Source organism: Corynebacterium sp. HMSC071B10 (genome assembly GCF_001814825.1).
In the GTDB taxonomy this organism is placed as follows: domain Bacteria; phylum Actinomycetota; class Actinomycetes; order Mycobacteriales; family Mycobacteriaceae; genus Corynebacterium.
Map to the genome: position 1 here is coordinate 96,695 of NZ_KV817977.1, position 11,563 is coordinate 108,257.

General features: G+C 64.3%; 12 protein-coding genes. 7 read left to right on the forward strand and 5 right to left on the reverse strand.

Annotated elements, in window-relative coordinates:
- Positions 1 to 49: 49 nt before the first annotated feature.
- Entirely contained in the window at positions 50 to 2,113 is a 2,064-nt protein-coding gene (locus HMPREF2990_RS02115) for a RecQ family ATP-dependent DNA helicase (RefSeq protein ID WP_070762485.1), read from the reverse strand.
- A gap of 363 nt (positions 2,114 to 2,476) precedes the next feature.
- Here HMPREF2990_RS02115 and dnaB point away from each other — a divergent pair, with 363 nt between their 5' ends.
- Together dnaB and HMPREF2990_RS02125 are read left to right on the forward strand one after the other, a co-directional pair.
- The gene (gene dnaB / locus HMPREF2990_RS02120; protein ID WP_070762486.1) at positions 2,477 to 3,946 is read left to right on the forward strand and encodes a replicative DNA helicase; all 1,470 of its coding nucleotides are present in this window, start codon (positions 2,477 to 2,479) and stop codon (positions 3,944 to 3,946) included.
- A 96-nt stretch (positions 3,947 to 4,042) separates the two neighbouring features.
- Positions 4,043 to 4,243, forward strand: a complete 201-nt coding sequence (locus HMPREF2990_RS02125) for a hypothetical protein (RefSeq protein WP_038593065.1) — start codon at positions 4,043 to 4,045, stop codon at positions 4,241 to 4,243.
- Here HMPREF2990_RS02125 and HMPREF2990_RS02130 read toward each other — a convergent pair.
- From HMPREF2990_RS02130 to HMPREF2990_RS02140, 3 genes are read right to left on the reverse strand one after another with little or no spacing between them, the layout of a single operon-like run.
- Positions 4,224 to 6,350: a heavy metal translocating P-type ATPase gene (locus HMPREF2990_RS02130; protein ID WP_070762487.1), complete on the reverse strand. Its 2,127-nt coding sequence runs from the start codon at positions 6,348 to 6,350 to the stop codon at positions 4,224 to 4,226. The genes HMPREF2990_RS02125 and HMPREF2990_RS02130 overlap by 20 nt on opposite strands.
- A 2-nt stretch (positions 6,351 to 6,352) precedes the next feature.
- Positions 6,353 to 6,553: a heavy-metal-associated domain-containing protein gene (locus HMPREF2990_RS02135; RefSeq protein WP_070762488.1), complete on the reverse strand. Its 201-nt coding sequence runs from the start codon at positions 6,551 to 6,553 to the stop codon at positions 6,353 to 6,355.
- Between the two features lie 50 nt (positions 6,554 to 6,603).
- On the reverse strand, positions 6,604 to 6,849 hold the full coding sequence (locus HMPREF2990_RS02140; RefSeq protein ID WP_246817402.1) for a transporter: 246 nt from the start codon (positions 6,847 to 6,849) through the stop codon (positions 6,604 to 6,606).
- 53 nt (positions 6,850 to 6,902) lie between these two features.
- Between HMPREF2990_RS02140 and trxA the strand changes: the two genes are divergently transcribed.
- Both trxA and HMPREF2990_RS02150 read left to right on the forward strand, forming a co-directional pair.
- Positions 6,903 to 7,268, forward strand: a complete 366-nt coding sequence (trxA, locus tag HMPREF2990_RS02145) for a thioredoxin (RefSeq protein ID WP_070762489.1) — start codon at positions 6,903 to 6,905, stop codon at positions 7,266 to 7,268.
- A 17-nt stretch (positions 7,269 to 7,285) separates the two neighbouring features.
- The gene (locus HMPREF2990_RS02150) at positions 7,286 to 8,041 is read left to right on the forward strand and encodes a PspA/IM30 family protein (RefSeq protein ID WP_070762490.1); all 756 of its coding nucleotides are present in this window, start codon (positions 7,286 to 7,288) and stop codon (positions 8,039 to 8,041) included.
- On the opposite strand, the gene HMPREF2990_RS02155 is transcribed toward HMPREF2990_RS02150, so the two are convergent.
- On the reverse strand, positions 8,038 to 9,171 hold the full coding sequence (locus HMPREF2990_RS02155; protein ID WP_070762491.1) for an NYN domain-containing protein: 1,134 nt from the start codon (positions 9,169 to 9,171) through the stop codon (positions 8,038 to 8,040). The genes HMPREF2990_RS02150 and HMPREF2990_RS02155 overlap by 4 nt on opposite strands.
- Before the next feature lie 174 nt (positions 9,172 to 9,345).
- Here HMPREF2990_RS02155 and HMPREF2990_RS02160 point away from each other — a divergent pair, with 174 nt between their 5' ends.
- The 3 genes from HMPREF2990_RS02160 to HMPREF2990_RS02170 are packed head-to-tail and all read left to right on the forward strand — an operon-like array spanning position 9,346 to position 11,503.
- Positions 9,346 to 9,720 (forward strand): GntR family transcriptional regulator, encoded by a 375-nt coding sequence (locus HMPREF2990_RS02160; RefSeq protein WP_070762492.1) that lies wholly within the window; start codon positions 9,346 to 9,348, stop codon positions 9,718 to 9,720.
- A complete protein-coding gene (locus HMPREF2990_RS02165) occupies positions 9,717 to 10,544 on the forward strand; it encodes an ATP-binding cassette domain-containing protein (RefSeq protein WP_070762493.1) in 828 nt (275 codons plus the stop codon). The genes HMPREF2990_RS02160 and HMPREF2990_RS02165 overlap by 4 nt, the downstream gene beginning before the upstream one ends.
- A complete protein-coding gene (locus HMPREF2990_RS02170) occupies positions 10,541 to 11,503 on the forward strand; it encodes a hypothetical protein (protein ID WP_070762494.1) in 963 nt (320 codons plus the stop codon). The genes HMPREF2990_RS02165 and HMPREF2990_RS02170 overlap by 4 nt, the downstream gene beginning before the upstream one ends.
- The last annotated feature ends 60 nt before the right edge of the window (positions 11,504 to 11,563 follow it).

Genomic DNA, 11,563 nt, shown 5'->3' on the forward strand with positions numbered 1-11,563 from the left:
GAACACACAAACGATATCTACACCTGTAACCAGATTGTTACAGAGTGATTTAGCCCGTACTTGCGAGAGCAAAAGGCAGCACCTCAAAACCGCCAGTAGTAGCCAAGTCCGTCCCAGCCACCGTCACCGACCAGCCGGAGTCCACCACTCCGGCCAGAAGTAAGACCGGCCCCTCGCGCACCTCAACGCCGCGGAAGTCGAAATGTTGATCGAGCGCGTTGACCCGAAACGCCGAGTTCTTCGCAGTGACTTCGGGCCCAGTGAACGCAATCGTCCCGCCGAAAGCCATCCGCCCAACTTCCGCAACCGTCTTTCCAAGCGCGCTAAGCATCTCGGTTCGCGCCGCATCTGCGTCGCCGAGCACCACAATGCATCTGGGCCGCTCACTCCACTCCCACGCCGCCAGCACCTCCACGACCTGCCGCACCCACTCGTCCTCGCGCCACCGCGGCGCGGGCAGCGGGCGGTAGGTGTTGTCGCGGACCAGTGTGGTGAGGGCGGGGCCGCGTGTGACGTCGTTAAGCCTGCCCAGCGCCTTGCCGGGCAGCAGACCTTTGATCTTTCCTCGCCGCGCGGAGCCAGTCGGCCACATCTTGCGCGCGGGCAACGCGACTCCGGGCGCGCTGAGCTGGGCGCTTATCGACGCCACGAGCTCCCCATCCACCCGCGTCGGCAGCGCCTTCCCGGTGCAGTTGTCGCAGCGCCCGCAGGGGGTGCCGTCGAGCGTTGGGTCGTCGAGCTCGCGCCGCAGAAACGCCATGCGGCAGTCTTGCGTGTGCTCGTAGTCCAGCATGAGCGCCTGTTCCCGCTCGCGGGCCTGTGCGAGTCCGTCGTAGCGGGCGTGGTCGTAGCTCCACGGCGCGCCGGTTGCCACCCAGCCGCCTTTGACGCGGCGGACCGCGCCCTCGACGTCGAGCACCTTGAGAGCTTGGTCGATGCGCGAGCGGGACAGATCGACGACGTTTTCCAGCCGCTGCGTGGAGATCGGCTCGCTGCCGAGTCCGGCGAGCAGCTGGCGGACAGTGTGTTCCCCAGGCATGGACACGGAGGCGAAGTACTGCCAGATCCGCTCGTCCTCTGGGCCGGGGAGGAGGACGACCTCGGCGTGGTCGGTGGCGCGGCCCGCGCGGCCGATCTGCTGGTAGTAGGAGACCGGTGAGCTGGGTGCGCCCATGTGCACCACGAAGGCAAGATCTGGCTTGTCAAAGCCCATGCCAAGCGCGCTCGTGGCAACCAGGGCCTTGAGCTCGTTGGTAAGCAGCGCCTGCTCCAGTCTTTCGCGCTCCTCTGCTTCGGTGCGCCCGCTGTAGGCGGCCACCGCGAATCCGGCAGTGTGCAGCGCCTCGGCTAGGTCGTGCGTGGCGGCGACGGTGAGGCAGTAGATGATGCCAGAGCCGTCGGTGCGCCTGAGGTATTCGGCGATCCAGGCGGGGCGCTGCGTGGCGTCGTCAAGCTGGCAGACGCCGAGTGCAAGCGAAGAGCGATCGAGGCCACCGCGCAGCACTCCCGTGTGCTCGCCGAGCTGGCCGAGGATGTCCTCGACGACACGGTTGTTCGCCGTCGCGGTGGTGGCCAGCACGGGCGTGTCTGTGGGGAGGTCGTCGATCAGGCGGGCGATGCGGCGGTAATCGGGGCGGAAGTCGTGACCCCAATCCGAGATGCAGTGGGCCTCGTCCACCACGAGCATGCCTACGTGCGCGTGAAGGTTCGGCAGCACCTCTTCGCGGAAGCCAGGGGAGTTCAGGCGCTCGGGGCTAATCAGGAGGACGTCCAGGGAATGGAGGTTTGCCTCGATCTGCGCCCACTCGGCGACGTTGGCGGAGTGGATCGTGGCTGCGCGAATGCCGGCGCGCTCGGCGGCCGCGACTTGGTTGCGCATGAGCGCGAGCAGGGGAGAGACGATAATCGACGGCCCTGTGCCGGCTTCGCGTAACAGCTTCGCCGCGATGAAATAGACGGCGGACTTGCCCCAGCCGGTGCGCTGCACGACCAGCATGCGGCGGCGGTGGTTTACAAGTGCATCGATGGCGGACCACTGGTCGTCGCGCAACTGTGCGTTGGGGCCAGCGATTCCCTGGAGAAGGTGGTTTGCGGATTCACGGGTAGCGTTCATGGCACACACGCTATAGCACCACCCGAACACGCCCCTGGCTGCTGTGGATAAGTGGGGGAAAGATGCCTGCTCACGGGCGAATTTCAGGTTACTAGTCGGTTAACACGCCGGTGTCAAACCTGGTGGTGAGCGCCATTTTCCCCAACTCTCAACCACGGATTGAGAATGAATATAACAGGGCTGAGCTGTACGTATAAGGTGTTTGTGCAGGACGGAAAACATGGTTATCCACAACCTATCCACACCCGTGTGGCGAACCCCTGGGAATACCGCAAAGTTGTCCACAGGGGGTTGTGGATAACTTCCGGGGAGAGGTGTCGCGGGGTACGCTAAATGTCCGGAACGACATCTAAGGGGAAACACATGGCTGGAGATGCACTCGACGGTTTTGACGACGACTACGTCCTGCCGCCCGAGCCGCGGGACGACTTCGACGACTTTGGGGACTATGCCGCCAACACGCGGAAGCCAGCCAAGTCCAACTTCAGTCAAGCGCGGGGCGACCTGCAGGAGTACCGGCAGCCCCCGCACGACGAGCGAGCGGAGCGCTCCGTACTCGGCGCGATGCTGCTGAACCAGGAGGTCGTCCTTGACGTGGTGGAGAGCCTTCAGCAGGAAGACTTCTACTTCCCTTCCCACCAGCTGATCTACCAGGCGGTGCTCGATCTCTTTGCGGACGGCAGCCAGATCGACGTCCTCATCGTCGCCGGGCGCCTGGACAGGCTCAACCAGCTGGAGCGGGTGGGCGGTGCGTCGTATCTGCATACGCTGATTTCGGAGGTGCCGACGTCAGCAAACGCCCGCTACTACGCGGAAATTGTGGAGGAAAAGTCTCTCCTACGGCAGCTCGTCAACGCCGGTACCCGCGTCGTGCAGTACGGCTACGAGGGGGCCGAGGGCATGGAGGTCGAGGCACTGGTCGACCGCGCGCAGCAGGAAGTCTTCAATATCGCGCGCAGCGGCGGCGGCGAGGACTACAAGGTGCTCTCCGACCTGCTCAAGCCGACTATCGACGAGCTCACGCAGATCGCTTCTGGCGGCGGCCTCGAGCAGGGCGTGCCCACCGGATTTACCGACCTGGACAACCTCACGAACGGCCTGCACGCAGGCCAGATGGTCATCATCGCGGCGCGACCGGGCGTGGGTAAGTCCACGCTCGCGCTCGACTTCATGCGCTCCTGCTCCATCCAGCACGGCAAGACCTCGGTGATCTTTTCGCTGGAGATGAGCGCCTCCGAGATCATCATGCGCATGCTCTCAGCGGAAACGGAGATCAAGCTCTCCTCCATGCGCTCAGGCAACATGGAGGAGCGTGATTGGGAGAAGCTCACCCAGCGCCTCAGCGAAATCCAGGATGCCCCGCTGTTTATCGACGACTCGCCGAACCTCACCATGATGGAAATCCGCTCCAAGGCGCGCAAGCTCAAGCAGCAGCACGGCCTGGACCTGGTGGTGCTGGACTACCTGCAGCTGATGAGCTCTGGCAAGAAGGTCGAGTCCCGCCAGCAGGAGGTCTCCGAGTTCTCCCGCCACCTCAAGCTACTGGCCAAGGAGCTCGAGGTTCCCGTGATTGCCATCTCGCAGCTCAACCGTGGCCCCGAGGCGCGTACTGACAAGAAGCCGCAGCTCGCTGACCTGCGTGAATCCGGCTCGCTGGAGCAGGACGCCGACATGGTCTTCCTGCTGTACCGCCCGGACTCGCAGGATCGCGACGACGAGCGCGCAGGCGAGGCGGACATCATCGTGGCGAAGCACCGCGGCGGCCCAATCGACACGATTCCGGTGGCGCACCAGCTGCACTACTCCCGCTTCGTCAACATGGCGCACGGGTAAGGTTTGCCTTTCCAACGGTGACAGCCTGCGGTTTTGTGGCTACGATCCTTGAAGTACTAGCGCAAACCTACGGTACTGAAAGGAAAGGGAAGCGCCATGACTATTCGATCCATCCACGCCGATGGGGCCTGTGCAGGCACCATGGCCAAGCTTGACCCCTCCATCACCGTGGCCAAGTCGGGGGACGCCACCCGGCTGTACAACCTGCCGCGCAGCATCGACGCCATCGACCAGGCCACGGAGGAGCAGACCATTCGCGGCCTGCTCGGGCGCATCTTTAACCGCGCGCGGCGCTAAACCCGCGCAGGCGCAGCGAGTTGCTCACCACGAACACGGAGGAAAACGCCATCGCGATGCCAGCCAGCATCGGGTTGAGCAACCCCAGCGCCGCCACGGGTACGAGCACCACGTTGTAGGCAAAAGCCCAGAACAGGTTGCCCTTGATGGTGCGCAGCGTGCGCCGCGAGAGGCGGATGGCGTCCGCGGCGGACATCAGCGAGTTGTGCATCAGCGTGATGTCGGAGGCCTCGATGGCCACGTCGGTGCCCGCACCCATCGCCAGGCCGAGGTCTGCCTGGGCGAGCGCGGCAGCGTCGTTCACGCCGTCGCCCACCATCGCCACGTGGTGGCCCTGCTCCTGGAGCTGGCGGACCACGTTCACCTTGTCCTCCGGCAACACGCCTGCCGTCACGTGCTCCGGGTCGATGCCAACCTCTTTTGCCACCGCACGGGCAGCCCCGGCGTTATCGCCGGTGAGCAGGTGCGGGGTCAGCCCAAGCTCGCGCAGCTTTGCGACGGCACGCGCCGAATCTGGCTTCACCGTATCGCGCACGGCGACCATGCCGACATATTTTTCATCAACCTCGACGGCAACCGCAGTAGCGCCTGACTCCTCCGCAGTGCGGAATTCTTCATTCGCTTGCGTTGGCCGCCCGACTCTGACCCGTTTGCCCTCAACAGTGGCGGAGACGCCCAGGCCAGGCTCGTTGACAAAGTCGGTGGCCTCTGGCAGCTCGCCAGTCACGGCACGCACGATGGCGCGCGCAATCGGGTGCTCGGAGCCAGCCTCGACCGCGGCGGCGAGCCGCAGCGTTTCACTATCAGAGGCGTCGACGACTTCCATCTCGCCGCTGGTGACCGTGCCGGTCTTGTCCATCACCACGGTGTCCACCTGCCGCGTCGACTCGAGCACCTCCGGGCCCTTAATCAACAGGCCGAGCTGCGCGCCGCGGCCGGTGCCCACCAGGATCGCGGTGGGGGTGGCCAGACCGAGCGCGCAGGGGCACGCGATGATCAGCACGGCGACTGCGGCGCGGAAGGCGTCGCTCAGTCCGTCGCCAAAGAGCAAGTGGCCGACCAGCGCCACAACAGCGACCGCGATGACGGTGGGCACAAACACCCGCGAGATCCGATCCACCAGGCGCTCCACCGGTGCCTTGCCGGACTGCGCGTCCTTGACCAGCGCGCCCATCTGCGCCAGCGTGGTTTCCTCGCCGACACGGGTCGCCTCCACGACGAGCCGCCCGGAGGTATTCAGCGTCGCGCCGGTGACTTGATCGCCCTCGCCGACCTCGACGGGGACGGATTCGCCGGTGAGCATGGAGGCGTCGATAGCCGAGTGGCCGGTGACGACGCGCCCGTCCGTGGCGATCTTCTCGCCGGGCCGGACCACGAACGTGTCGCCAACCTGCACCTCGGCGATGGGGACGCGGACCTCTTGGCCGTCGCGAAGCACGCTCGCGTCTTTCGCGCCCATCTGGAGCAGTTCTCGCAACGCTTCCGAGCTCTGCCCCTTCGCGCGGGTCTCAAACCAGCGCCCGAGCAGCAGGAAGGTGATGACGACGCAGACCGTCTCCAGATAAATGTCCGCCACGTCTTCCCACACGAACAGCGCGACGATCGACCACACGTACGCCGCGGTCGTGCCCAGCGTAATCAGCGTGTCCATCGTGGTCGCGCCGTGGCGCAGGTTCACCAGCGTCGCACGGTGGAACACCGACCCCGCGGCGAAGTAGACCAGGGTGGTCGCGGCAAACGCGGCCCACTCCCAGTTGGGAAACTGCAGCGCAGGCGCCATCGACAGCACCATCACCGGCAGGCTGAGCAGCGCCGCCCAGATGGTCGTGTGCTTCAGGCTGTCTGCCTCTTCGTCGCGCGCTTCGCTTATCGACGCTGCCTCGTCGGTCTCATCTCCCATCACGAAAGCGTCGTACCCGGCGGTGCGGATGACGTCGATAAGCTGCTCGGGCGTGGTGGTCGCCGGGTCGTAGTCGACGGTGGCGGTCTCGGTGGAATAGTTGACCGCGGCGGTGACGTCGTCGAGCTTGTTCAACTTGCGCTGGACGCGTGAGGAGCACGACGTGCAGGTCATGCCCGTCACGCCCAGCTCGATCTGGCTTGTCATGGCTACTTCAGGGTGTAGCCGGCCTCGGCAACCGCCTTGGCTACGTCAGCGTCGGCAAAGCCTTCGCCGGTCACGGTCACGGCACCAGTGGTGTGGTCGGCCGTGACTTCGGTGACGCCGACGATCTCGCCGATTTCCTCTTTCACGCTGAGCTCGCAGTGGCCGCAGGTCATGCCTTCAACGGTGAATTCGCGGGTATCCATAGTGAGTGTCCTTTCTTTTTGGAGTGTCACGTACACCCGCGACTATACCCCTAGGGGGTATCTGGCGAAAGTATACTAAAGCCCGCCTCCTGCGCAGCCTTTTCGATATCGGCGTCGCTGAAGTTCTCCCCCGTCACCGTCATGCGGCCCTCTGCAACGTCGATTTCAACGTCGAAGGTGCCGTCGACCATCCGCACCTCGTCGATAAGCGAATCCACCGCGACTTCGCTAGCCTCGCCGGAAATTTTGTAATTCTTCGTCATGCCCTCGATGTACCTCGTGAATACAATCGCCATTGTTAGTGTTGGAACTGGAGCAACGTTAACAAACCACTCTAAGGAGTAGAACTATGAGCACCATTGACGTCACTGAGGACACCTTCGAATCCACAGTCAGCGCGGACGGCATCGTCTTCGTCGACGCGTGGGCCGCATGGTGCGGGCCCTGCCGCCAGTTTGCGCCGACCTATGAGAAGGCTTCCGAGGCGCACCCGGACGTGACCTTCGCCAAGCTAGACACCGAAGAGAACCAGCAGCTCGCCGTCGCGCTGGAGATTTCCTCCATCCCCACGCTCATGGCCTTCCGCGACGGTATCCTGGTCTTCCGTCAGGCGGGTGCCCTGCCGCCGGCCGCTTTCGACGACCTCATTGGTCAGGTCAAGGCGCTGAATATGGACGAGGTGCGCGCCCAAATCGCGCAGCAGCAGGGCGAGTAGACCGAAAGGACACCACCATGGCGAACCCATTTTCCAAGGGCTGGAAGTACCTCATGCAGTCGTTCGACTCGAAGATCGACGAGAACGCTGACCCGAAGGTTCAACTTCAGCAGGCGATGGAGCAGGCGCAGAAGAACCACCGGGAGATCGCCGAGCACGCGGCTGCGATCGTCGGCAACCGCAACCAGCTCGAGATGAAGCTCGAGCGCCTGATCAAATCCCAGGAAGAACTCCAGGAGAAGACGCGGATCGCGCTCCAGGCCGCCGACAAGGCGAACGCGGAGGGGGATGCGGCCAAGGCGCAGGAGTACAACAACACCGCCGAGGTGCTGGCCTCCCAGCTCGTGGCCGTGGAGCAGGACCTGGAGCAGACCAAGCAGGCGCACGCCGGGGCTGAGCAGGCCGCGCGTGAGGCGCAGGCCCAGCTGCAGCAGTCCGAGGTGCGCCTGAGCGAGCAGACGCAGCAGGCCCAGCAGCTTGAGTCGCAGATCGACCAGGCGAAAATGCAGGAGCAGACCGCGCAGACGATGGACACCATCAACCATTTCGGCGCGAACGACAACGTGCCGACCTTGGACGGCGTGCGCGACAAGATCGAGAAGCGTTACGCCACCGCCCTTGGCGCGCAGGAGCTGGCCAGGGACTCCCTGGGGGACCGGATGGCGGAAATCGAGACCGCTGGCACCGACATCAAGGCCGCCAGCAAGCTCGACGAGATCCGCGCTTCGATGAATTCTGCAGAGAAGGCCATCGAGGCCCCGGAAGAGGATTAGTCGCGGCTGATATTAATCAGCACGCCACGAATCCCTGAGTGGAACCCATCGCGAAGATTGACGCGCTGGGTTTCACTCAGCGTGTATTCGTGCAGTGTTTCGCAGGCGAACTGCAGAAGCGGGCGGTCGATCTCCGGCGGTAGCCCGCCCCCGGACAGCATGTGTGCCTTGTCGCGCTGCTCCGAGGAGGCGGCGTTGTCGTACCACCACGCCGCGTACTGCTGGCCCACGTCGTAGGGGGTCTGGAACCCGGCTGAGGTCCATACCTCTTCCGGCAGCGGCACGTAGCGAGAACGCAGCTTCCGGCGTGGGGCCATCATGGACGGCTTCGGCGCGGGCTTCGGGGTTTCGGGGGCATCGGCGGGGGCTTCGATGGGTTTCTCTGGCTCAGCAGGCTTTTCGGGCTCTGCTGGCTCGACAGGCTCTGGAGCTTCCTCGGTTTTCGCTGGAGGCTCCGCTTCCTCCTCTGGCTCCTCTGGTGCCAGCGGATCCGGGCCGAGCGGGACGGGGGAGGGGCCTTCGGCTTCGTCGAGCGGCGCGGCGTCGGCAAGCGGGCGCTCCCTAATCGACGGGGGCAGCGGGCCCTCGAGGACCTGGAGCTGCATGGCGTCGGCGAAGTCCTCGCGCGGGTCCAGGATCGTGGTGGTGTCGCACGCGTGGCGCAGCGCCGAGGACATGGAATCCCAGCCGAAGCCGTAGAGGTGAACGCGCACGCCGCTGGCGGTGGCCTCCTCCACGCCCGGGATCATGTCCGCGTCGCCGGAGACGAGCACGAAATCAGTGAACTGGCCGCGGGTGGCGTTGACCACCAGGTCCGCGACGAGGCGAGTATCCACGCCCTTCTGCGTGCGGCGGTCGCCCCACTCGATGAGTTGGCCGGTGCGCAGTTGCACGCCGTCGCAGGTGCGTAGCGCGCGCTGGTAGCGGTGCGGGCCCGAGTCCGGGATGCCGTCGTACCAGAACTGGCGGTGGATAGGTTGGCTGAGTTGTTGGCAGATCATGGTGCCGAGGCTTGCCACGACCTCGGGCAAATCGATTTCTAACTGGGATCGAGCGCCGATTTCCCACGAGTTGTAAAAGCTCGCGAGTAGGTAAGACGTGTCGACGAACACCAAAGTGCGTTCAAGCATGGCTCCTAAATTCCGATTCTTTCGTTGCTAAAGGTTGTTTACCTCCCCAGTGTGCCTGAATCAGCGTGCGAGGTCTACCTCTTTCAGCGAACCTTGCGCTCACGCCATAACGCAGTTAGCGTGTTAGTTACTCGAGTAACTAACCAACCCACATGAGTATGCAGGGATAACGCCATGAATGCCGATACAGAGCCACTCTTCGTGCAGGTGGCCCGCCTGGTGGAGGACTTGGTGGTCGACGGCACGCTTGCCCCCGGCGAGCGCGCACCTTCAACCAACGAGCTCGCCGCCTTCCACGAGATCAACCCAGCCACCGCGCGCAAGGGCCTGGGGATCCTCGTGGATGCTGGCATCTTGGAAAAGCGCCGCGGCCTCGGCATGTTCGTCACCCCCGAGGCGCGCGAGCGGGCAATGAAGGCTCGCCGCGAGCGCTACGCCGGCGACTACCTCGCACCCGCGATCGACGAGGCTGTTCGCCTCGGCTACGACCGTGACACCCTGCACACCCTTATCGACCGCGTCGCAGAAAGCAGAGGAATGTACCAATGATTCACGCGCATCACCTGGAAAAGGACTTTGGGTCACACAAAGTCCTCACTGACATCTCTTTCGAGCTCCCCGGTTCTGGCATCCACGCCCTCCTCGGCCGCAACGGCGTCGGTAAATCCACGTTGCTCGCGCTCATCGCAGGCCAGCTCAAACCCTCCGGCGGCGAGCTCACCGTCTTCGGCGAGCAGCCCTTCGACCGCGCAAGCGTGATGGACCGCGTCTGCTTCACGGGCGTGGACACCCCGTACCCCGCCTCGTGGGCACTCGTTGATGTGGTCGCCGCGGCCGCGAAGCGTTACCCCAACTGGTCGCAGGACACGGCGGACGTACTCATGCGTGACTTCGGACTGGACGCGCAGGCGAGGACTGCTTATGGCAAGGCCTCCCGCGGCCAGCGGGCAATGGTCGGCATCGTCATCGGGCTTGCCTCCGGCGCAGAACTCACGCTTCTCGACGAGCCCTACGTCGGCCTCGACGTCCACAACACCTCCGTCTTCTACCGGCACCTCCTCGAACACGCCGAGTCCGAGCGATGCTTCATCATGGCCACCCACCACATCGACGACGCCGCCAAGATCCTGGACTCGGCGCTCGTGCTGGGGCGGCAGGGGAGCGTCGACAAGCATCTGCGCGCAGAGGATGCCGACGGCTACGTCATCGCCACCGGCAACTTCGACGAACCCGCCGGGGCCCTTGCTTATCGACGCTCCGCCACCGGTGCCCGTGCCATCATCCCCGCAGAAACCGCCGCCGAAATGGGCCTACGCACCCAGGCCGCGGACCTCGGCGACGTCCTCGAGGCAGTGCTGGAGGTGCAGCAGTGAACCCGATGACGCACCTCGACCGCGATTTCCTGTGGTTCCAATTTAAGGCTGGCCCGCCCCTGCGGTTTCTCCAGCTTCCGCTGATCCCGCTGTTTTATCTCGTCTTCGCATTTGCCGGCGGATGGGCGTGGCTCGGCTCACTTCTGTGTACCGTGACTGTCGCTTCTCTGCTCATTCCCGAGCCGAAGGCGTTCCGCGCCTACGGCATGAACCGTTCCAGGGCATGCCAACAAGTGCTGTTCGTGCTCGTGCCGGTCACACTGCTGGTCGCTGGCACATTTGTGGGGGTGGCATCGCCGCTGAGCTCGTTTGTGGGCGCGCTTCTGGGGGCCGTGGTCTTCCTTGCCAGCCACCTGTCGGGCGGGGAAAGTGTGAGCCGCGAGACTATTGGGCGGCTCTCTCTTCCCGGGAAGCTCGAGATCTTTGCTGTGCTGACCGGAGCGATCGCCGGGGCGCTCTATGGGCTGTGTACGACATTTGGGCCCGAGTGGGTGGCGGCAATCGTGCCAGCAATGCCGCTGCTTGTGTACTGGGCGTGGGCCGCGGGTGATGGATTTGCTTCAGCTGCTGTCGCCCAGGCTTATGGGCGCACGCGCAAGCGGTGGGCGGGCGACACGACGGCCAAGGTGGTCATCACCCAGGCGCTGATTGCTATGTCTGGTGCACTCGCAGCGCTGCTTATCGACGCCACGCTTCCGCGTACCCCGTTCGTCCTCTTTTCGGTCGCCGGAGTAGCAGCCCTACTCGCAGCAAAGGCAATGGAGCTGTGGTTGCCCAACACCAGCTTCTTCCCGGTGCTCATTGCATGGATGTCCGGGCGGGAGATGTTAAACCCGCGAACCTTTGACCCCGCAAGTGCGGTAGTGGTCTATGGACTAAGCGGAATCCTGCTGGCCGTCGCGGGGTGCATAATCGTTCCGTACCTGTTCGGCGCAGTGAACGTGAAGCGGGCTCAATAGCGCGTGTTAACAAGCGCGAAATATGTCCTCTGTGCTGGGGATTTGTGTTGGTGTGTGGGT